Raw genomic sequence first — 19,558 nt, forward strand, 5'->3', positions numbered from 1 at the left:
CGGCGGCTCACGGCGGCGGCGCGGCGCCGAGCAGCACCCGCGCGGCCTCGGCGAGGCGCCGTGCGGCCGCCTCCGGCAGCGCCGCGCCGCCGTCGCCGATCCCCATCCCCAGCAGCCACAGCCGCGGCGGCAGCAGGCCGAGGGCCTCGGCGAGGGCGAGGGCCTCGGCCACCCCCAGGGCGTGGGTGCTCGCGGGGCGCGAGCGCCGCAGCAGCTCGCCGCGGCCGAGGCGGACCACGGCGCCCGGCGGCCGCCCGGCCACGGCGTCGAGGACCAGCACCGCCTCGGCCCCCTCGAGATGGGCCACCAGGGCGGCGCCGGGCCGGTCGAGGCAGCGCACCTCGACCCCCGCGGGCAGCGGCCCCGCCGCGAGCAGCCGCCCGGCCTCCAGCCCCACCGCGTCGGCGCCGAAGGGCGAGCCCACGGCGAGGACGCGCCAGCCGCTCACCGGCGGCGGATCTCCACCGTGCGCAGGAAGTGGGTGGAGCAGGAGATGCAGGGATCGTAGTTGCGGACCACGGTCTCGGCGCGCCGGCGCAGGGCCTCGTCGTCGCGGTGGAGGCCGAAGGCCTCCAGGTGGGCGGCGAGATCGGCCTCGATGCGGGCCTGGTTCTGGCTCGTGGGCGGGACGATGCGGGCGCGGCGCACGAGCCCGTCGGCGCCCACCTCGTAGCGGTGCCAGAGGAGGCCGCGCGGGGCCTCGGTGGCGGCGAAGGCCACCCCCGCCGGGACCGCCACCGGCACCGCCGCCGCCTCCGGCTCGCCATAGCCGGCCAGCAGCCGCACCGCCTCCACGAGGGCGAAGTGGATCTCGAGGGCGCGCGCCAGCATGCTGTGGAACATGTTGCGCGAGGGCAGCGCAAGGCCCGCCGCGCGCACGAGGTCCCGCGTCGCCTCCGGCAGGCGGTCGTGGTTGAGATTGAGCCGGGCCAGCGGCCCCACCAGATAGGGCGCGCCGTCGAGATGGGCGTGCAGGGCGGTGGAGTGCGGCACCTGGTGCTCGGCGAAGTGGCGCTCCCACTCGGCGGGCGCGAGGTCGTGGCCGCGGCTGGAGACGATGCGCCCGCGCTCGATGGCGTAGTCGCGCGCGTGGCGCAGGGCGACACAGGTGAACTCCTGCGCATCCTCCGGCAGCTCCAGCCCGGCGCACCAGCGCACCAGGGCCTCGGCCTGCACCACCGCGTCCTCGAGCCGGCCGCGCAGGGCCGCCACCTCCGCCGCCCGCGGCGCCCGATGCAGGCCGCCCACGCGCAGCCCCACCGGGTGGACGCTGCGCCCGCCGAAGAGGCGGATGATCTCGTTGCCGAGCGCCTGCAACCGCAGGCCGCGGGAGACCACCTCGCGGTGCGCGCGCGCCATGTCCACCGCGTTGTCGTAGCCGAGGAAGTCGGGCAGCGCCAGCAGGTGGATGTGCAGGGCGTGGCTCTCGATCCACTCGCCGCAGTAGACCACCCGCCGCATGGCGGCGACCCACGCCCCCGGATCGACCCCGGCGAGGTCCTCGAAGGCGTGGACCGCGGTCATCTGGTAGGCGACGGGGCAGATCCCGCAGATGCGCGCCACCAGGTCCGGCACCTCGTGGGGGTCGCGCCCCTCGAGGAAGCGCTCGAACAGCCGCGGCGGCTCGTAGATGCGAAGCCGCAGCTGCTCGATGCGCCCGTCGGCGACGGCGAGCTCCAGCGCCCCCTCCCCCTCGACGCGGGCGAGGGCCGGCACGCGGATCTCGATGCGACGGCTCATCCCTGTCCCTCCCGTTCCTCGCGCGCCGTGGCGCGCCGCTCCAGCCGCTCGCGGTTGAGGGTGGCGTCGTGCAGGGCCTGGTAGCGGGCCTTGGCGAAGACCTCGGCCCCAGCCTGGATCCCCGCGAAGCGCCGCGCCACCGCCTCGGCGTCGAGCCCCAGCGCACGGAAGCGCCGCATCAGCGCCGGCGTGTTGGCCTGGGCCGCGGGCCCGTAGCAGCCGTAGCAGTCGCGTCCCTGCCCGGGGCAGACGGCGCCGCAGCCGGTCACCGTCACCGGCCCCATGCAGGGGGCGCCGCCGGCGACGAGGGTGCAGACGTGGCCGGCGCGCTTGCAGGCCATGCAGACGGCGTCGCGCGCCGGCGCAGGGGCGGCGCCGCGAAGCAGCGAGGCCAGCGCCGCCACCACCTGCGCCCCGCTCACCGGACAGCCCGGAAGCTCCAGGTCCACCGGCACGTGCGCCGAGAGCGGCTCGCAGCGCGGCGCGGCCTCGACCCACTCCGGGTGCGGGTAGACGCGCCCGAGCCAGGCGTCGAGGTCGCCCTCGTTGCGCAGCGCCTGCACGCCGCCGGCGGTGGCGCAGGCGCCGACGGCCACCAGCAGCCGGCTGCGCGCACGCACGGCGCGGATGCGCTCGGCGTCGTGGGGGGTGCTCACCGCGCCCTCGACGAGGGCGATGTCCACCTCCGCCTCCTCGTCCACCCACCCCGCCTCCACGAAGTGGCGGATCTCCACCGCCTCGGCGAGCGCGAGCAGGTCCTCGCCCAGGTTGAGCAGCGCCAGCTGGCAGCCGTCGCAGGAGGCGAGCTTGTGCACGGCGATGCGCGGTGCGGCCATCTCAGAACCCCTCCACCTTGAGGTAGCGGCCGAGCTCCGGGAGGGCGAACACCGGCCCGTCGGTGCAGACGAAGCGCGGGCCGATCTGGCAGTGCCCGCAGCGGCCGACGCCGCACTGCATGTTGCGCTCCTCGGACAGGAAGATGCGCTCCGGCGCCATCCCCCGCTTGTGCAGGAGATGGATGGCGGTGAAGCGCATCATCGGCTCCGGGCCGCAGGTCATGGCCACGGTGCGCTGCGGGTCGAGCTCGACCACGTCGAACAGCGTCGTCACCACGCCCACGTGCTCCTGCCAGTGGGCGTCGGCGTGGTCGGTGGCGAGCAGGACCTCGGTCCCCGGCGCCGCGCGCCAGCGGTCGATGCGGTCCCGGAAGAAGAGCTCGCCCGGACGGCGGATGCCGTGGAGCAGGGTCACCCGCCCGTAGTCGCCGCGGCGGGCGAGCACGTACTCCATGACGGGGCTGAGGGGCGCAAGCCCCAGGCCGCCGCTCACCAGCACGAGGTCCCGGCCGCGCGCCTCCGCCACCGGCCAGCCCCGCCCGAAGGGGCCGCGCAGGCCGATGACGGCGCCCGCCGGAAGCGCCGCGAGCGCCCGCGTGACGCGGCCGACGATGCGGATGGTGTGCTGGATGCGCCCGCAGGCCCCGGTGCCGTCGTCGCCCGGGGCCGGGGCGATGGAGATGGCCACCTCGCCCACCCCCGGCAGCGCCAGCATGTTGAACTGGCCCGGGACGTAGCGGAACGGCCCCTCCGGCTCGAGGACGATGCTGAAGACGTCCTCGCTCTCCCTGCGCCGGGCGACGATGCGCACCGGCCGCGGCAGGTCGAGACCCTCGGCGAAGGTCTCCGCCATGCTCAGAACTCCCCCTCGGCGATGGCCGCGGCCTCGCGGGTGAGGTCGATCCCCGCCGGGCACCAGGTGATGCAGCGCCCGCAGCCGACGCAGCCCGAGCGCCCGTACTGCAGCTGCCAGTTGCCCAGCTTGTGCACGATCCACTGCCGGTAGCGCTCGCGGGGGCGCGGCCGGAGCTGGCAGCCGGCGATGTAGCCGTGCCCCTCGGCGAAGCAGCCGTCCCACTCCCGCACGCGCAGGCTGGTGCCGTCGAGCTGCGGCTCCTCCCGCTCGCCGTGGCAGAAGCAGGTGGGGCAGACCAGGGTGCAGTTGCCGCAGGCGAGGCACCGCAGCCCCGTGAACTCGTAGCGCGAGTGCTCGAGCCGCTCGGTGAGCAGCGCCGCCACCCCCTCCGGCAGGCCCCGCCGCTGCGCGCGCCGCGCCGCCTCGATCTGGCGCCGCCGCTCCGCCTCCTCGGCGGGGGTGGCCGGCCGCACCGGCAGCCGCGCCAGCAGCGCCTCGCCGCGGGCCGAGCCCGCCGCCACCAGGAATCCCGACTCCAGCTCGGTCAGGCGCAGGTCCGCCCCGGCCTCCACCGCCGGCCCGTCGCCGGTGGCGGCGCAGAAGCAGGTCTCGGCAGGACGCGCGCAGTCGACGCCGACGAGGAACAGGGCCTCGCGCCGGGCGCGGTAGTGGGGATCGGGCCGCGGCCCGCCGAGGAAGTGCCTGTCCTGCAGCGCCAGCGCCGCCAGATCGCAGGCCCGCACCCCCAGCACCGCCACCGGCTCCGCCTCCGGCGGCGCCGGCTCGAAGCGCCAGCCCGCCCCCTCCGGACGGCTGCGCCAGAGCACCTCGCGCGGGGCGAAGGTGTAGCGGCGCAGCCCCTGGGCCGGGGCGGCGTGGTCGAAGAGGCGGGCGGATCCGGTCCGCTCGAGGCGGTAGCGCCCCGGCTCCTGATGGTCCACCACGCCCCGCGGCAGGTCCTCCACCGAGGCCAGCGGGCCGAGCACGACGGCCCCCTGCTCCACGCGGGGGCCGTGGACCGCGTAGCCCGCCTCGCGCAGGCGGGCGAAGAGCGCGGCGAGCCCCTCGCGCGACAGGTGGTGCAGGGTGTCGCGCATGCGGGTTCCCTCCCCTTGTCGGAACGTGCGGAACTCTACGAGGAAGGCGCGCGCCCGGCAAGCGTGCCGCCCCGGGCGGGCCGGCCTTCCGCCGCCGCCCCCGCCGCGCTATATTGCCCGGCCCATCCCAACCCGGGAGGCGACCATGGCCGACCTGCCCGCCCTCGTGGACCCGGACCTGCTGCTCGAGCGGCTCGGCGCGCCCGGCCTGCGCGTGGTCTTCGTGGGCAGCGCCGAGACCTACGGCAAGTACCACGTGCCGGGGGCGACCTACCTGCCCTACGCCATGCTGGTGCGGGGCGGCAAGACCGTCCCCGGCCTCGTGCCGCCGCCGGAGAAGCTCGCCCAGGCCCTGGCCTGGGCCGGGATCCGGCCCGAGGACCACGTGGTGGCCTACGACGAGGAGGGGGGCGCGGCGGCGTGCCGCCTGCTCTGGACCCTGGCCCTGGTGCGCCACCCCGGCGGCGCCTCCCTGCTCGACGGCGGCATCCACGCCTGGGGCGGCGAGGGCCGCCCGCTGGAGAACGGCCCGCCGCCGCCGCCGGCCCCCGACTATCCCGTGGAGGGGTTCGACCCCGGGGTCACCATCGAGGCCGACGAGCTCGCCCGCCGCCTCGGCGAGCCGGGTCTCGCGGTCGTGGATGCGCGCACGCCCGAGGAATACACCGGGGCCAAGGCCCGCGCCGCCCGCGGCGGCCACATCCCGGGCGCGGTCCACGTCAACTGGGTCGAGACCCTGGACCGCGGCCGCAACCTCCGCCTGCGCCCGCCGGAGGCGCTGCGCGCCCTCTACACCGCCGCCGGCCTCGACCCCGGGGCGCGGGAGGTGGTGACCTACTGCCACACCCACCACCGCTCCTCCCACACGTGGTTCGTGCTGCGGCTGCTCGGCCACGAGCGGGTGCGCGGCTATCCCGGATCCTGGTCGGAATGGGGCAACCGGCCCGAGCTGCCGGTGGAGCGCTGAGCCCCGTGCCGCCCGCCGACGCGGGCCGCCGCGCGCTCGCCGGCGGCCTCCTCGTAACCGGTTCGGCGCTCACCTTCGCCCTCATGGGGGCGGCGATCCGCACCGTCTCGGCGGAGCTGCCCAATCCCATGGTGGTCTTCTTCCGCAACCTCCTGGGGCTCGCCGTCCTGCTGCCCTGGATCGTGCGGGCGCGCCGCGCGGGGCTTGCCACCGCGCGGCCGGGGCTGCACCTGCTGCGCGCCGCCGCTGGGCTCGCCGCCATGTACGGCTTCTTCCACGCGCTGGCGCGCCTGCCCCTCGCCACCGCGGTGCTGCTCAGCTTCACCGCCCCGCTCTTCATCCCCTTCATCGCGCGGGCCTGGCTCGGCGAGCCGCTGCCGCCGGCGGTCCTCGCCGCCTCAGGGATCGGCTTCGTCGGGGTGTGGCTGGTGCTCGCCCCGAGCGGCGGCATCGAGCCGGCCGCGGTCGCGGCGCTCGCCGCCGGCGCAAGCGCCGCCCTCGCCATGGTCACGGTGCGACGGCTGAGCTTCACCGAGCCGCCGCTGCGCATCGTCGCCTGGTACGGCCTCCTCTGCACCGCGGCCTCGGCACCGCCGGCGCTCGCCGCCTGGCGCGCACCCGACGCCGGCGCCTGGCTCCTGCTCATCGCCATCGGCGCGCTGGCGAGCACCGGGCAGCTCCTGCTCACGCGCGGCTACGCCCTCGCCCCCGCCGCCCGCATCGGCCCCTTCTCCTACACCTCGGTGCTCTTCGCCACCGCCCTCGGCTGGGCGCTGTGGGGGGAGCTGCCGCACCCGACGGCCTGGATCGGGGCGGCTCTGGTGGTGGCCGCCGGCGTTCTCGCCACCCGGGGCGCGGGTATAATGCGCCGCCGGCCCCACCAGGAACCGACGCCGACATGACGGCCCCCGCCGCCCGCCTGGGCGCGATCCTTCAGCATCTCGCGCCGCAGCACGCGCTCACGCGCATCGCCGGCCGCCTCGCCCGCGCCGAGGCGGGCCCGCTGACCACGGCCGCGATCCGGGCCTTCGTGCGCGCCTACGGCGTCGACCTCGCCGAGGCCGAGCGCACGCGCGCCGAGGACTACGCCACCTTCGACGCCTTCTTCACGCGCCGCCTGCGGGCGGGGGCGCGGCCGCAGGACCCGGACCCCCGCGCCGTCACCTCCCCCGTGGACGGCACCGTGAGCCAGCTCGGCCCGGTGGTGGCGGGGCGCATCCTGCAGGCCAAGGGCCGCTGGTACACCGCGGCGGAGCTCCTCGCCGACCCCGCCCGCGCCCTGCCCTTCCGCGACGGGACCTTCTTCACCCTGTACCTCTCCCCGCGCGACTACCACCGCATCCACATGCCGCTGGATGCGGAGGTGCGCGAGAGCGTCTACGTGCCGGGGCGGCTCTTCTCGGTGGGCGACGGCACCGCCGCCGCCGTGCCGCGGCTGTTCGCCCGCAACGAGCGGCTGGTGACGATGCTCGAGACCGCGCTGGGACCGGTGGCGCTGGTCATGGTGGGGGCGATGGTCGTCGGCGGCATGGAGACGCCGTGGACCGGCCCCGCCACGCCCCCGCACGGGGGCGGGCTGCGGCTGTGGCAGCCGCAGCCGCGGCCGCGCCTTGCCCGCGGCGACGAGGCCGGCTGCTTCCACGTGGGCTCCACCGTGATCCTGCTCTTCCCGCGGGGCGCGGTGGTGCCGGCGCTCGATCTCGCGCCGGGCAGCCCGGTGCGCGTCGGGCGGCGCATCGCCACCGCGCGGGTCTGATTGTGCCCGGCCGCCCCCTCTGCTACGATCCATGCCCGACCCCGGTGAAGGGATAATGCCCGCGCACCCTGCCGGCCTGAGACGCCCGTTCCCGTGCGGGCCCGCGGTGCCATGATCGAGACCCCGCTGCCGCCGATGGAGATCCGTGGACGAAAGCTGCTGCCCATCATCCAGGGCGGCATGGGCGTGGGGGTCTCGGCCCACCGGCTCGCCGGCACCGTGGCCAAGGAGGGGGCGGTGGGGACCATCGCCAGCGTCGACCTGCGCCGCCTGCACCCCGACCTCATGGAGCGGACGCGGCGCAGCCGCGACCGCCGCGCCATGGAGGAGGCCAACCTCGAGGCCCTCGACCGCGAGATCCGCGCCGCCCGCGAGATCTGCGGCCCGGAGGGCTTCCTCGCGGTCAACGTCATGAAGGCGGTGGACCAGCATCCGGACCTGGTCCGCCAGGCCTGCGAGAGCGGCGCCGACGCCATCATCATGGGCGCCGGGCTGCCCTTCGACCTGCCGGACCTCGTGGGCGGGCACGACGAGGTCGCCCTGATCCCGATCCTGTCCGAGGAGCGCGGCGTGCGCGCGGTGCTCAAGCGCTGGCTGCGGCGGGGGCGGCTGCCCGACGCCATCGTCATCGAGAGCCCGCGCTACGCCGGCGGGCACCTGGGCAGCCCGCGGGTGGAGGAGGTGGACCACCCGCGCTTCGACTTCTCCCGCGTCATCGGCGAGATCCGCAAGGTCCTCGAGCAGCTCGGCATCGCCTTCGAGCGCATCCCCCTCATCGCCGCCGGCGGCATCAACTCCTTCGAGAAGCTGCGCGCCCTCATCGCCGCGGGCTGGGCGGGGGCGCAGATCGGCACCCCCTTCGCGGTCACCGAGGAGGGCGACGCCCATCCCAACTTCAAGCGCGTGCTCGCCGAGGCCCGCCCCGAGGACATCGTCACCTTCCTCAGCACCGCCGGGCTGCCGGCGCGGGCGGTGCTCACGCCGTGGCTGCGGCGCTACCTCGAGCGCGAGGCGCGGCTGCGTGCCAAGGCCTCGCCCGAGCGCGGCACCTGCGCCGTGCGCATCGAGTGCCTGACCCACTGCGGGCTCAAGGACGGCAATCCGCAGGCGGGCCAGTTCTGCATCGACAACCAGCTCGCCGCCGCCGTCCACGGCGACGTCGAGCGCGGGCTCTTCTTCCGCGGCTCCGAGCCGCTGCCCTTCGGGCGCGAGATCCGGCCCGTGCGCGAGCTCCTCCAGTACCTCCTCACCGGGGTCGACCCGCGCCGGGCGAAAGCGGAACAGGCGGGGGCCGAGCCCACCCCCGCCTGAGCCCGCCCCTCAGCGCAGGAACGGGTTGAAGCGGCGCTCGTCGCCGATGGTGGTGTCGGGGCCGTGACCCGGGTGCACGCGGGTGCTGTCGGGCAGGGTGAGCAGCCGCTCGTGGATGCTCGAAAGCAGCGCCTCGGTGCTGCCGCCGAGGAAGTCCGTGCGCCCCACCGAGCCGGCGAAGAGGACGTCGCCGCTGAAGAGATGGCCGTCGATGCGCAGGCCGATCCCGCCCGGCGTGTGGCCCGGCAGGTGCATGACCTCCAGCTCCATCCCGGCGAGGCTCACCCGCCCCGCCTCCAGCGGCTCCACCTCGCCCTCCCAGACGAACTCGCGCCCGATCATGGGCGAGCCGTTGTAGTTGACGTCGGTGAGATAGTGCCGGTCCTCGGGGTGGATCAGCACGCGGGCGTCCGGATGGGCCCCGATCACCTCGGGCAGCCCCAGGCAGTGATCGAAGTGGCCGTGGGTGAGGACCACCGCCACCGGCTCCAGGCCCTCGGCGGCGAGGTGGCGCAGCAGCGCCCCGCAGCCCTCGGAGGGGTCGATGACGATGCACGCCCCGGGCACCGCGTGCAGGACCCAGGTGTTGGTCTCCATCGGTCCGGTGACGAAGCGCTCGATGTGCAGCCTCACGTTCCCCCCCTGCGTGCACTGGCCTTGCCGGCACCGATCATAGCGCCTCGGCGGTGGCCGGCACCACCGCCCCGCATCCCTCAGCGGCGGCGCGGCATCAGCACCGTGTAGTCGAGGTCCAGCACCACCTCCGGCCGGTAGCGGCCCTCGCCGTCGCGGGGCTCGTCCACCGTCGCCGGGTCGCAGTCCTTGAGCCCGAGGGTGCGGACGCGCAGCGCGCCGAGGTCGTCGCGCCCGGGCAGGGCCCAGCGCGCCAGCACCTCGCTGCGGCAGTAGAGGGTGTCGCCGGCGAAGACCGGGTTGGCGTGGGTGCCGCCGTTGATGGCCGCGATCCACACCGCGTTGGCCAGCCCCTCGAAGCTCAGCGCCCGGCACACGGAGATGACGTGGCCGCCGTAGACCAGCCGCCGGCCGAAGCGCGACGAGGCCATGGCGTGGGCGTCGAAGTGGACGCGGGCGTTGTTCTGGTAGAGCCGGGTGGCGAGCGTGTGGTCGGTCTCGTCGATGGTCATGCCCGCGGGGTGGACGATGCGCTCGCCCGGCTCGTAGTCCTCCCACAGCCACGGCGAGCCGGTGAGCGCGGTGTCGTAGCCGCGGCCGTGGAGCCCCTCGGGCACCGGGAGCGCCTGCGGCGGGACGTGGTCGGCCGTCTCCGGCACCACCGCCTCCGGCCCCCCGCCCCCGGGCTTGCGCCGGCGCACCATCACCCAGCGCACCCAGGCGAGGACCTCGCGGCCGTCCTGGGCGAAGGCGCGCGAGCGCACCCAGACGATGCCGGCGCGGCCGTCGCGGTTGGGCCTGAGGCCGATGACCTCGGACTCGGCGCGCAGCGTCTCGCCCGGCCACACCGGCCCGAGGAAGCGCACCTCGGCGTAGCCCAGGTTGGCCACCGCGTTGAGGGAGACGTCGGGGACGGTCTTGCCGAAGGCGACGTGGAAGGCGAGGAGCTCGTCCAGGGGCCGGCGCGCAAGCCCCAGGGCGCGGGCGGCGGTGTCGGCGCTGGCGAGCGGGAAGCGGCTCCCGGTCAGGCCCAGGTAGAGGGCCGCCTCGCCCTCGCCGACGGTGCGCGGCGTGGGGTGGACGATACGCTCGCCGAGCCGGAAGTCCTCGAAGAAGCGCCCGCGCACGGCCTTGTCGGCGGCCACGGCTCAGCCCCCCGCGGCGGCGCGCGCGGCGCAGGCCTCGGCCAGGGCCAGGGTGCGCCGCGCCACCTCGACGTGGGCCGGCTCGATGAGCCGTCCCCGGTGCAAGGTCGGCCCGCCCGCCTGCTCCCACGCCGCGAGCACCGCACGGGCCTCCTCCACGTCCTTCGGGCGCGGGGTGAAGGCGTCGTTGGTGTAGGGCAGCTGCGCCGGGTGGATCACGCTCTTGCCGTCGAAGCCGAGATCGCGGCCCTGGCGGCAGGAGAGCTCGCAGGTGACGGGGTTGTCCAGCTCCAGGTGGGCGCCGTCCACCACCGCCTTGCCGTGGGCGCGCGCGGCGAGGACCACCTGGGCGAGGCTCGCCAGCACCCCGAGGCGGTCGGCGGTGGCGGGCACGTGCAGGGCCGCGCCGAGGTCGGTGGTGTTCATGACGAGGCAGGTCAGCCGCGCCGAGGCGGCGGCGATCTCGGCCGCGCGCAGGACCCCGAGCGGGGTCTCGATGGTGGCCATGACCGCGGCGGCGACGCCGGCCGCCTCCATCGCCTCGAGCCCGCGCATCACATCCTCGGCCGACTCCACGCGCGGCAGCAGCACCGCATCCAAGGCGAGCCCCGCCAGTGCCTCGAGATCGTCCCGCCCCCAGGGACCGTCCAGGTCGTTGACCCCCACCACCCGCTCGCGGTGGCCGAAGCCGCCCTCGGCCAGCGCCGCAGCCACGCGGGCGCGAGCCTCGGCCTTGAGGGCCGGCGGCACCGAGCGGTGCAGGTCGAGGATGACGGCGTCGGCGGGCACCTCCCGCGCCTTGGCGAGGAAGCGCGGATTGTGCCCCGGGACGTAGAGCATGGAGCGTCGCGGACGCAGCGGCTCGGCCATGGTCTCCTCCTCTCAGGTCCGGCGGGTCTCGAGGAGGCGGCGCAGCTCGCTGCGCAGGACCTTGCCGTTGCGCGTGCGCGGCAGCTCCTCGAGGATGTGGACGATCTTGGGCTGCTTGTAGCCGGCGAGCCGCTCGCGCGCCCACGCGAGCAGCGCCTCGGGGTCCGGGCGCGCCCCCGGGACCGGCACCACGCAGGCGGCCACCAGGGTCTTGTGCGCGTCCACCGCCTGGCCGATGACGGCGCAGTCGGCGACCTCGGGATGGGCCTTCATGACGCGCTCCACCTCGTGGGGCGAGATGCGGTAGCCGAAGCTGTTGATGAGGTCGTCGCGCCGGCCCAGGAACCAGATGTAGCCGTCGGCGTCGCGGCGGGCGTAGTCGCCGGTGAGGAACCAGCCGCCGCGGCGCGACCGCGCCGTCTCCTCCGGCAGGTTCCAGTAGCGCAGGAACAGCCCCGGGTCGTCGTCGCGGATGCAGATCATGCCCTCCTCGTCGACCCCCACCTCGCGCAGCGACGCATCCAGCAGCCGCACCTCGTGCCCGGGCTGGGGGAAGCCGGCCGAGCCGGGGCGGATCGGCCGGTGGCGGCTGTGGGAGATGTAGTAGCTGATCTCGGACATGCCGATGGCCTCGTAGATGTCGAGGCCGAAGCGCGCGCGCCAGGCGGCGAAGACCTCGTCGGAGAGATGCTCGCCGGCGCACATGCAGTGGCGCAGCGTGGGCACGTCGGCGCGCGAGGCCCCGGTGCGCTGCAGGATCTGGCGGTAGATGGTGGGCACCCCGATGAAGACGGTGCAGCGGTGGCGGGCGATGAGCTCGATCCAGCGCGCGGGATCGTTGGGGCCCTCGTGCACGATCACGGTCTTGCCGTGATAGAGGGGGTCCATGAGGGCCGAACCGAGGACGTAGGTCCAGTTGAACTTGCCCGTGTGCAGGATGCGCTCGGGCTCGCCCTCGCGGAAGTCGAACCAGTGGGTCGCCGCCGGCAGCCGCCCGACGAGGGCGCGGTGGGCGTGCAGCACGCCCTTGGGATAGCCCGTGGTCCCGGAGGTGTAGACCAGGTAGGCGGGGTCGTCGGCGGCGGTGTCGGCGGCGGGGTGCCAGCCGCCCTGCGCCGCCAGCCCCTCCTCCAGGTCGTGCACGGCGAGCCCGGGCGGGGCCTCGGGCAGCGGCCCGGCGCCGGCGAGGAGGACGTGGCGCAGCGCCGGCAGCCCGCCGAGGTGGGGCGCAAGCTCCGGCCACATCGCCTTGTCCGTCACCAGCACCGCCGCCCCCGAGTCCTCGGCGAGGTAGCGCACCTCCGGCCCCACCAGCAGCGTCGAGGTGGGCACCGCGATGGCGCCGTGGCGGATGGCGCCGAGGAAGGCGGTGGGGTAGGCGAGGCTGTTGGGCAGGCGCACCAGCACCCGCTCGCCGCGCCCGACGCCGAGGGCCTCCAGGAGCTGCGCGAAGCGGCTGGTGGCGAGCGAGAGCGCCTCGTAGGTCGCCTCCGCGGTGCCGCGCACCGCGTCCTCCACCACCATCGCGGTCTCGCCGCCGCGACCCGCCTCCACCTGCGCGTCGGTGCAGGCGGCGCCGATGTTGAGCCGCGCCGGCACCGCCCATTGCCAGTTGGTCGCCATGGTCCTCGTCCTCATGCCATGCCGTAGGGCCAGTTCTCGCGGATCACCGGCACCGGCAGCCGCCGCAGCACCTGCATGGCGAAGCGCCGGTCCTCCTCGCCCAGGGCGCGCAGGGCGTTGGCGCGCAGCAGCGCCTGGAGCGACTTGCCGAACATCGGAGGGTCGAGCATCTCGCCCTCGAAGCGGATGGCGCCGCCGAGCAGGGCGTCGGCCTCGATCGCGGCCTGGAGGATGGCGACGTGGCGGCGGATCTCGTTGGGCGAGGGCGTGAAGGCGACCTTGCAGAGGTGGATGTGGTTGGGGTGGATGACCTGCTTGCCGGTCAGCCCCCGCGCCGCCTCCTCGCAGGCGTGGCGGTAGACGATCTTGGCCTCCTCCTCGCCGTGCAGGTCGAGCCAGCGGCGCACGTCGGCGTCCTCGACGTAGTCCTCGGGCATGGGCTCGCGGTTGATGAGCACCTCCACCCCGCCGATCACCCCCTTGCCCGCGATGCGCGCCTCGAACAGCAGCAGCTCCTGGAAGGTCTTGAGCTCCTCGGTCCAGCGCTCGGGGGTGATGTGGATGGCCATGGCCTTGGAGAAGTCGTGGATGCCGAAGACCACGTGGCGCACGGTGGGGAAGGCCATGAGCTCGTCGGCGAGCTTGAGCGAGCGCGGATGCTCGATGATGGGTTGGATGGTGACGGATTCGTCGACGCCCACCAGCCAGGCGGAGAGGTCGCGGATCTCGGCCGCGCCGTAGAGCTCGCCCGCCTTGGCGAGCACGATGACGTGGATGCAGCCGGCGAGATCCCGCACCATCTCCAGGTCGCGCTCGTACTCCTCGGTGCGGAAGGGGTTGATGCGCACCGCCACCTGCAGGTCCTCGCGCTCGAGGGCCGGCAGCTCCCGGCGCAGCAGCTCGCGGCTTGCGGCCTTCATGCGGCAGCCGTCCTCGAGATCGAACAGAATGGTGTGGGCGGGCGTGGCGAAGGCGTGGCGACGAAGGCGCGCCGCGGCCTCCTCCATGGTCTCGTAGCGACCCTCGGCGGGGAGGTACTTCACCGGCGGGTAGTAGAGCTGGATGCCCGGCCAGTAGTCGCCGAGCAGCTCGTGGTCGTCGAGGCCGGTGGCGTAGGCGTAGGCGTCGTTCATGGCGCTCCCTCGTCCTCCGTCGTTGGCTTTTCCCGAGGAGCCTAGTAGAGTTTATGCTGCAACGCAACAGAGAAGGATCCCGGCCATGAGCGAGCCCCTCCACCCCGACCAGGCCCTCTTTCCCGGCGAGCGCCCCTTCCCCGTCATCCCGGTCTGCGAGCACTTCGCCGGCAGCGAGAAGCTGATCCGCAAGGCCTTCGCCCTCCAGGAGGAGATCGGCCCCGTCTTCGACGTCACCTGCGACTGCGAGGACGGGGCGCCGGCCGGCCGCGAGCGCGAGCACGCCGAGATGGTGGCGGAGCTGGTGCGCTCGGCGGAGAACCGCCACCGCATGGCGGGGGTGCGCATCCACGACGCCACCCACCCGGCCTGGCGGCAGGACGTGGAGATCGTGGTCGGCGCCGCCGGGAGCGAGCTCGCCTACATCACCCTGCCCAAGGCCACCCGCGTCGAGCAGGTGCGCGAGCAGATCGGCCACATCCGCGAGGTCGCCCGCCGCGCCGGGATCGAGCGCGAGATCCCGATCCACGTCCTGGTGGAGACCCACGGCGCGCTGCGCGACGTCTCGGCCATCGCCGCCGAGGCGTGGGTCCAGGTCATCGACTTCGGCCTCATGGACTTCGTCTCCGGCCACCACGGGGCGATCCCCGCCGCCGCCATGCGCAGCCCCGGCCAGTTCGAGCACCGCCTGCTGGTGCGGGCCAAGGCGGAGGTGGTGGCGGCGGCGCTCGCCCACGGGCGCGTCCCCGCCCACAACGTCACCCTGGACCTGCGCAACCCCTACCAGACCTACCAGGACGCCTGGCGGGCGCGGCACGAGTTCGGCTTCCTGCGCATGTGGAGCATCTACCCCGCCCAGATCCGCCCCATCGTGGACGCCATGAAGCCGGACCACGCCGAGGTGCAGGAGGCGGCGGCGATCCTGCTCGCCGCGCGCGAGGCCCACTGGGGCCCGATCCAGCACGCCGGCGAGCTCCACGACCGCGCCACCTACCGCTACTACTGGGAGGTCCTGAAGAAGGCGCGGGTGACGGGGGTGCCGATCCCGGCCGAGGCCGAGGCCGCCTTCTTCGCCTGAACGGTGCCGGTGGGCGGCCCCCGCGTCGTCAGCCTCGTCCCCTCCTGGACCGAGACCCTCATCGAGGCCGGGGTCGCGGTGGTGGGGCGCACCCGCTACTGCGTCCACCCGCGGGAGCGGGTGGAGGCCATCCCCGCGGTGGGCGGGACCAAGCAGGTGCGCTGGGAGGCGGTGGCCGCCCTCGACCCCGATCTCGTGGTCATGGACGAGGAGGAGAACACGGCGGAGATGGCCGCGGCCTGCCCCTATCCCCGGGTGGTGACGCGGGTGCGGTCGGCGGCGGATGCCGCCGCCGCCTGCAGCGCGCTCGCCCAGGCCACGGGCGCCCGTCCCCTGGCGGCGCTGGCGGCGCGCTGGCGCCGGCTCGCCGCCCGCCCGCGGCGACGGCGCCCGGCGGCGCGGCTGCCGGGCGTCGTCGCCTGGTGGCGGCGGCCGCGGCGCGAGCCCGCGCACATCGTCTACCTCGTCTGGCGCCGGCCGTGGATGGCGGCGGGGGGCGAGACCTTCATCGCCGACGCGCTGCGCATCGCCGGCCTCGGCGACCGCCTCTGGCCCGCCGCCGGGCGCTACCCCGAGATCGACCTCGCCACCCTCGACCCGGCCGCCACGCTGCTCCTCGCCGCCACCGAGCCCTACCCCTTCGCCCGCCGCCGCGCCGAGATGCAGGCCCTGCCCTTCCCCTGCGCGCTGGTGGACGGGGAGGCCTGGTGCTGGTACGGGGTGCGGGCGCTGCGCTTCCTGGAGGCGGCGACCGCGGCCTGATCAGGACCAGCGCGTCGCCTCCACGAGGCCGCGGTGGAGCCGGTAGCGGCCGCGGCGGCGGTCCTCGAACCAGGCCCGCAGCGCCTGCGTCACCACGGGGAAGGCCATCGCCTGCCAGGGCACCGCCTCCTCGGCGAACAGCCCCGCCTCCAGGCTCTCCGCCCCCGCGGCCACCCGCGCATCCCGCATGCGGCCGCGGAAGAGGAGATAGACCTGGCCGATGGCGGGCAGGCTCCAGATGCCGTGGAGGGCGTCGATGCCGACCCGCGCCCCCGCCTCCTCGAGGGTCTCCCGCGCGGCGCCGGCCTCGGCCGACTCGCCGTGCTCGAGAAACCCGGCCGGCACCGTCCACAGGCCGCGCCGCGGCTCGATGGCGCGCCGGCACAGGAGCACGCGCCCGCGCCAGTGGGCGATGCAGCCGACGACGATCTTGGGGTTGCGGTAGTGGACCGCGCCGCAGGCGGTGCACACGTGCCGTTCGCGATCGTCGCCCGCCGGCACCCTGAGCGCGAGCGGCGCCCCGCAGCGGCCGCAGAAGCGCGTTCCCCCCTGGGTCTCGAGGCCCATCGTCCACCTCCCCCGCCATGGTAGCCCCCCGGCGCGCATCCGCCCACCGGTAAGCGCACCCGCCCGGAACCGGTCCCTCGTACGAGAGGGAGGGCCGGCAGCACGGCCCCGCCCATGCCCCTCCGGACGGGGCCGCCGGCCCTTCTCTCACCGCCTTCGGACCCCGGGGCCCGCCCCCACCCCGGGTTCAGCATCGGTTCAGCGGCATCGGGGCAGGCTTGCATCCAGCGTCGGATGAAAGCCGGATCCGCAGAGGAGGACAGGCCATGAACAAGCACCGCATCGCCAGCCGTACCCTCGCCCTCGCCGTCGCGGCCGCGCTCGCCGCTCCCGCGGCGCTGGCGCGCCCCCGTCCCGTGGACGACGGCGGCTATCTGGATTGGGCGCAGGTGGAGCGCGTGGTCCCGATCGTGCGCGTGGTGGAGGTCTCGACGCCGCGGCGGGTCTGCCGCGAGGTGGTGGTGACGCGCGAGGAGCCGGCGCGGGTCTCGCCGAGCTCGGCGATCCTCGGCGGCATCATTGGCGGCGCCATCGGCAACCAGTTCGGCCGCGGCCGGGGCAAGGACGCGATGACCGTGGCCGGCATCGCCCTCGGCGCCTCGGTGGGGCACGACATCGCCCGCTCCGGGGCCAAGGGGCGCACCCACACCACCACGGAGCAGCGCTGCGAGGTGGTGGCCGAGCGCCACGAGGAGGAGCAGACCCTCGGCTACCGGGTGGTCTACCGCTACCGGGGCCAGCGCTACGAGACCCGCATGGACCACGATCCCGGCGACCGGCTGCGGGTGCGGGTGAGCGTGCAGCCGGTGGAGTGAGCGCGGCCCGGGGCCCGGGCCGGCGGCCCTGCTATCATGGTCGCCGGCCATGACCCGCCCGCGCCACAAGCCGTCCCCGCTGCGCCGCCGGCTCGCGGCGCTCGTCCTCGTCGCGGCCGCGGCCCAGGCCGCGCCGCTGACCCTCGAGGAGGCGGCGCGGGCGGCGGCGCGGGCGAGCGGCGGGCGGGTCCTCGCCGCCGAGACGGTGCGCCGCGACGGCCACGCCGTCTACCGCATCCGGGTCCTCACCCCCGAGGGGCGGGTGCGCCACCTGGAGGTGGACCCCGAAAGCGGACGCATCCGCCCCGCCCGCACGGGGAGGCGCTGAAGGGTGCGCGTGCTGGTGGTGGAGGACGAGCCCGAACTGCGCGCCCGGCTCGTCGAGGCGCTGGGGCGGCGCGGGCTCGCCGTGGACGCCACCGGCGAGGGGCGCGAGGGACTCTTCCTCGCGCGCGAGATCCCCTATGACGTCGCCGTCGTCGACCTCGGCCTGCCCGACCTCGACGGCCTCGAGCTCATCCGCACCCTGCGCGCCGAGGACCGGCCGCTGCCGGTGCTGATCCTCACCGCGCGCGGGCGCTGGGACGAGAAGGTGGCCGGCCTCGAGGCGGGCGCCGACGACTACCTGGTCAAGCCCTTCCACATGGAGGAGCTGGTGGCCCGCCTCAACGCCCTCGTGCGCCGGGCCGCCGGCTGGTCCGACCCGGTGCTGCGCGTCGGCCCGCTGGAGGTGGACACCCGCGCCCAGCGGGTGCGCGTGGAGGGGCGGGAGGTGGAGCTCACCGCCTTCGAGTACCGGCTCCTGGAGCAGCTCGTGCTGCGCGCCGGCGAGGTCCTGTCCAAGAGCGAGCTCACCGAGCACCTCTACGCCCAGGACTTCGACCGCGACAGCAACACCATCGAGGTCTTCGTCGCCCGCCTGCGGCGCAAGCTCGACCCCGAGGGCAGGCTGCGGCCCATCGAGACCCTGCGCGGCCAGGGCTACCGCCTGGCGTGGAGGCGCGAGCCGGCGTGAGGGGGTCGCTGCGCGCCCGGCTGCTGACGGCGGCCTCGGTGGTGCTCGCCGCCTTCTTCACCCTCACCGCCGTCGCCCTCGAGCGCGCCTTCCGGCACAGCGCCGAGACCGCCCTGCAGGAGCGGCTGCGGGGCGAGGTCTACGGGCTCATCGCCGCCGCCGACCTCGACCCCGCGGGGCGGCTGCGGATGCCCGAGACGCCGCCGGATCCGCGCCTGTCCAACCCCGCCTCGGGCCTCTACGGCGCGGTGGAGGGCCCGGACGGGCCGATCTGGCGCTCGCCCTCGCAGCTCGGCCTCGCCGTCCCCTACCCGCGCGGTCTCGCCTCGGGGGCGTGGCGGCTCGGGCGCGTGCGCGCCGAGGACGGCCGCACCCTGCTGGTGGCGGCGCTGGGCATCCTCTGGGAGCATCCGGACGGCCGCCTCGTCCCCTACACCTTCGCCGCGGCGGCGGACCTTGCCGCCTTGCATGCCGAGGTGGGGGCCTTCCGCCGCACCCTCTGGGGCTGGCTCACCGGCGTCGGCCTCGCCCTCCTCCTCGCCCAGGGGCTGATCCTGCACTGGGGGCTGCGGCCGCTGGCACGGGTGGCGGAGGAGATCCGCGCCATCGAGGCCGGACGCGCCGCCGCCCTCTCCGGCGAGGCCCCGGGCGAGCTCCGCCCCCTCACCGAGGCGGTCAACGCCCTGCTCGCCCACCAGCGGCGCCAGCTCGAGCGCCACCGCAACGCCCTGGGCGACCTCGCCCACAGCCTCAAGACGCCGCTCGCGCTCCTGCGCGGCGCCGCCGAGGCGGGCGAGCCGGACCTGCCGCACCAGGTGGCCGCCGCCGTGGACCGCGTCAACGCCATCGTCGAGCACCAGCTGCGCCGCGCCGCCACCGCCGGGCGCGCCCCCCTCGCCGCCCCGATCCCGGTGGCGGGCGCCATCGGGCGGCTGGTGGCGACCCTGGACAAGGTCCACCGCGAGCGGGGCGTGCGCTGCGAGGTGCGCTGCGAGGGCGAGCCCCGCTTCCGCGGCGAGGAGGGGGACCTGCTGGAGATCCTCGGCAACCTCCTCGACAACGCCTACAAGTGGTCCCGAGGGCGGGTTCGGGTCACAGCGCGAGGCGACGGCGCGCTCCTCCTCGTGGTGGAGGACGACGGCCCGGGCATCCCCGCGGCGAAGCGCGGCGAGGTCCTGGGCCGCGGCGTGCGCGCCGACCGCCGCGCCCCGGGCCACGGCATCGGGCTCGCCATGGTCGCCGACATCGTGGCCGCCTACGGGGGGGCGGTTGAGATCGGCGCCTCGGCCGAGCTCGGCGGCGCCCGCATCGACGTGCGCCTGCCCTGAGGCCCCCGGGCGGGGCCCGGGGGGGT

The 19,558-nt window shown here is 75.6% G+C and carries 21 protein-coding genes; 10 read left to right on the plus strand and 11 right to left on the minus strand.

Annotation, left to right across the window (positions count from 1 at the left end):
• Positions 1-7: 7 nt before the first annotated feature.
• The 5 genes from EDC57_RS09755 to EDC57_RS09775 are packed head-to-tail and all read right to left on the minus strand — an operon-like array spanning position 8 to position 4,529.
• A complete protein-coding gene (locus EDC57_RS09755; protein ID WP_123401658.1) occupies positions 8-448 on the minus strand; it encodes a hydrogenase maturation protease in 441 nt (146 codons plus the stop codon).
• Complete coding sequence (locus EDC57_RS09760; protein WP_123401659.1) at positions 445-1,740, minus strand: Ni/Fe hydrogenase subunit alpha; 1,296 nt, start codon at positions 1,738-1,740, stop codon at positions 445-447. Before EDC57_RS09760 ends, EDC57_RS09755 begins: the two co-directional genes overlap by 4 nt.
• The gene (locus EDC57_RS09765) at positions 1,737-2,576 is read right to left on the minus strand and encodes an NADH-quinone oxidoreductase subunit B family protein (RefSeq protein ID WP_123401660.1); all 840 of its coding nucleotides are present in this window, start codon (positions 2,574-2,576) and stop codon (positions 1,737-1,739) included. The genes EDC57_RS09760 and EDC57_RS09765 overlap by 4 nt, the downstream gene beginning before the upstream one ends.
• A 1-nt stretch (position 2,577) precedes the next feature.
• Positions 2,578-3,429, minus strand: a complete 852-nt coding sequence (locus EDC57_RS09770) for an FAD/NAD(P)-binding protein (protein WP_123401661.1) — start codon at positions 3,427-3,429, stop codon at positions 2,578-2,580.
• Between the two features lie 2 nt (positions 3,430-3,431).
• Complete coding sequence (locus EDC57_RS09775) at positions 3,432-4,529, minus strand: 4Fe-4S dicluster domain-containing protein (RefSeq protein WP_123401662.1); 1,098 nt, start codon at positions 4,527-4,529, stop codon at positions 3,432-3,434.
• A gap of 145 nt (positions 4,530-4,674) precedes the next feature.
• Here EDC57_RS09775 and EDC57_RS09780 point away from each other — a divergent pair, with 145 nt between their 5' ends.
• The 4 genes from EDC57_RS09780 to EDC57_RS09795 all read left to right on the plus strand — a co-directional run bounded on the left by EDC57_RS09780 (position 4,675) and on the right by EDC57_RS09795 (position 8,563).
• On the plus strand, positions 4,675-5,496 hold the full coding sequence (locus EDC57_RS09780; protein WP_123401663.1) for a sulfurtransferase: 822 nt from the start codon (positions 4,675-4,677) through the stop codon (positions 5,494-5,496).
• Positions 5,497-5,501: 5 nt separating this feature from the next.
• Complete coding sequence (locus tag EDC57_RS09785) at positions 5,502-6,398, plus strand: DMT family transporter (RefSeq protein ID WP_211331952.1); 897 nt, start codon at positions 5,502-5,504, stop codon at positions 6,396-6,398.
• Positions 6,395-7,252, plus strand: a complete 858-nt coding sequence (gene asd / locus EDC57_RS09790; protein ID WP_123401665.1) for an archaetidylserine decarboxylase — start codon at positions 6,395-6,397, stop codon at positions 7,250-7,252. Before EDC57_RS09785 ends, asd begins: the two co-directional genes overlap by 4 nt.
• Before the next feature lie 93 nt (positions 7,253-7,345).
• Positions 7,346-8,563: an NAD(P)H-dependent flavin oxidoreductase gene (locus EDC57_RS09795; protein WP_211331953.1), complete on the plus strand. Its 1,218-nt coding sequence runs from the start codon at positions 7,346-7,348 to the stop codon at positions 8,561-8,563.
• Positions 8,564-8,572: 9 nt separating this feature from the next.
• Here the strand turns inward: EDC57_RS09795 and EDC57_RS09800 are convergent, their stop codons facing one another.
• From EDC57_RS09800 to EDC57_RS09820, 5 genes are all read right to left on the minus strand, one after another.
• Positions 8,573-9,196 (minus strand): MBL fold metallo-hydrolase, encoded by a 624-nt coding sequence (locus tag EDC57_RS09800; protein WP_123401667.1) that lies wholly within the window; start codon positions 9,194-9,196, stop codon positions 8,573-8,575.
• 80 nt (positions 9,197-9,276) lie between these two features.
• Positions 9,277-10,341, minus strand: coding sequence for a MaoC family dehydratase (locus EDC57_RS09805; protein WP_123401668.1), 1,065 nt, complete (start codon positions 10,339-10,341; stop codon positions 9,277-9,279).
• Between the two features lie 3 nt (positions 10,342-10,344).
• Positions 10,345-11,211: an HpcH/HpaI aldolase/citrate lyase family protein gene (locus tag EDC57_RS09810; protein ID WP_123401669.1), complete on the minus strand. Its 867-nt coding sequence runs from the start codon at positions 11,209-11,211 to the stop codon at positions 10,345-10,347.
• A 12-nt stretch (positions 11,212-11,223) separates the two neighbouring features.
• Positions 11,224-12,834 carry an acetate--CoA ligase gene (locus EDC57_RS09815; protein WP_123401670.1) on the minus strand — a complete coding sequence of 537 codons (1,611 nt, stop codon included), beginning with the start codon at positions 12,832-12,834 and terminating at the stop codon, positions 11,224-11,226.
• A gap of 11 nt (positions 12,835-12,845) precedes the next feature.
• Entirely contained in the window at positions 12,846-13,967 is a 1,122-nt protein-coding gene (locus tag EDC57_RS09820; RefSeq protein ID WP_123401671.1) for an HpcH/HpaI aldolase/citrate lyase family protein, read from the minus strand.
• A gap of 85 nt (positions 13,968-14,052) precedes the next feature.
• Between EDC57_RS09820 and EDC57_RS09825 the strand changes: the two genes are divergently transcribed.
• On the plus strand, positions 14,053-15,045 hold the full coding sequence (locus EDC57_RS09825) for an HpcH/HpaI aldolase/citrate lyase family protein (protein WP_123401672.1): 993 nt from the start codon (positions 14,053-14,055) through the stop codon (positions 15,043-15,045).
• A gap of 9 nt (positions 15,046-15,054) precedes the next feature.
• Positions 15,055-15,807, plus strand: coding sequence for a helical backbone metal receptor (locus EDC57_RS09830; protein WP_170165102.1), 753 nt, complete (start codon positions 15,055-15,057; stop codon positions 15,805-15,807).
• On the opposite strand, the gene EDC57_RS09835 is transcribed toward EDC57_RS09830, so the two are convergent.
• Entirely contained in the window at positions 15,808-16,374 is a 567-nt protein-coding gene (locus EDC57_RS09835; RefSeq protein ID WP_123401674.1) for an NUDIX hydrolase, read from the minus strand. It abuts the gene before it with no gap.
• 266 nt (positions 16,375-16,640) lie between these two features.
• Between EDC57_RS09835 and EDC57_RS09840 the strand changes: the two genes are divergently transcribed.
• The 4 genes from EDC57_RS09840 to EDC57_RS09855 are packed head-to-tail and all read left to right on the plus strand — an operon-like array spanning position 16,641 to position 19,532.
• On the plus strand, positions 16,641-17,189 hold the full coding sequence (locus EDC57_RS09840; protein WP_123401675.1) for a glycine zipper 2TM domain-containing protein: 549 nt from the start codon (positions 16,641-16,643) through the stop codon (positions 17,187-17,189).
• Between the two features lie 49 nt (positions 17,190-17,238).
• Positions 17,239-17,517, plus strand: coding sequence for a PepSY domain-containing protein (locus EDC57_RS09845; protein WP_123401676.1), 279 nt, complete (start codon positions 17,239-17,241; stop codon positions 17,515-17,517).
• A gap of 3 nt (positions 17,518-17,520) precedes the next feature.
• Positions 17,521-18,204, plus strand: a complete 684-nt coding sequence (locus EDC57_RS09850) for a response regulator transcription factor (RefSeq protein ID WP_123401677.1) — start codon at positions 17,521-17,523, stop codon at positions 18,202-18,204.
• The gene (locus EDC57_RS09855; RefSeq protein ID WP_123401678.1) at positions 18,201-19,532 is read left to right on the plus strand and encodes an ATP-binding protein; all 1,332 of its coding nucleotides are present in this window, start codon (positions 18,201-18,203) and stop codon (positions 19,530-19,532) included. The genes EDC57_RS09850 and EDC57_RS09855 overlap by 4 nt, the downstream gene beginning before the upstream one ends.
• The last annotated feature ends 26 nt before the right edge of the window (positions 19,533-19,558 follow it).

The organism is Inmirania thermothiophila (assembly GCF_003751635.1).
Classification (GTDB): domain Bacteria; phylum Pseudomonadota; class Gammaproteobacteria; order DSM-100275; family DSM-100275; genus Inmirania; species Inmirania thermothiophila.

Coding starts and splice junctions, on each gene's coding strand:
- EDC57_RS09760 (WP_123401659.1), bottom strand. CDS start 1,740: ATGAGCCGTCGCATCGAGATCCGCGTGCCGGCCCTCGCCCGCGTCGAG.
- EDC57_RS09765 (WP_123401660.1), bottom strand. CDS start 2,576: ATGGCCGCACCGCGCATCGCCGTGCACAAGCTCGCCTCCTGCGACGGC.
- EDC57_RS09770 (WP_123401661.1), bottom strand. CDS start 3,429: ATGGCGGAGACCTTCGCCGAGGGTCTCGACCTGCCGCGGCCGGTGCGC.
- EDC57_RS09775 (WP_123401662.1), bottom strand. CDS start 4,529: ATGCGCGACACCCTGCACCACCTGTCGCGCGAGGGGCTCGCCGCGCTC.
- EDC57_RS09780 (WP_123401663.1), top strand. CDS start 4,675: ATGGCCGACCTGCCCGCCCTCGTGGACCCGGACCTGCTGCTCGAGCGG.
- asd (WP_123401665.1), top strand. CDS start 6,395: ATGACGGCCCCCGCCGCCCGCCTGGGCGCGATCCTTCAGCATCTCGCG.
- EDC57_RS09810 (WP_123401669.1), bottom strand. CDS start 11,211: ATGGCCGAGCCGCTGCGTCCGCGACGCTCCATGCTCTACGTCCCGGGG.
- EDC57_RS09815 (WP_123401670.1), bottom strand. CDS start 12,834: ATGGCGACCAACTGGCAATGGGCGGTGCCGGCGCGGCTCAACATCGGC.
- EDC57_RS09820 (WP_123401671.1), bottom strand. CDS start 13,967: ATGAACGACGCCTACGCCTACGCCACCGGCCTCGACGACCACGAGCTG.
- EDC57_RS09825 (WP_123401672.1), top strand. CDS start 14,053: ATGAGCGAGCCCCTCCACCCCGACCAGGCCCTCTTTCCCGGCGAGCGC.
- EDC57_RS09835 (WP_123401674.1), bottom strand. CDS start 16,374: ATGGGCCTCGAGACCCAGGGGGGAACGCGCTTCTGCGGCCGCTGCGGG.
- EDC57_RS09840 (WP_123401675.1), top strand. CDS start 16,641: ATGAACAAGCACCGCATCGCCAGCCGTACCCTCGCCCTCGCCGTCGCG.
- EDC57_RS09845 (WP_123401676.1), top strand. CDS start 17,239: ATGACCCGCCCGCGCCACAAGCCGTCCCCGCTGCGCCGCCGGCTCGCG.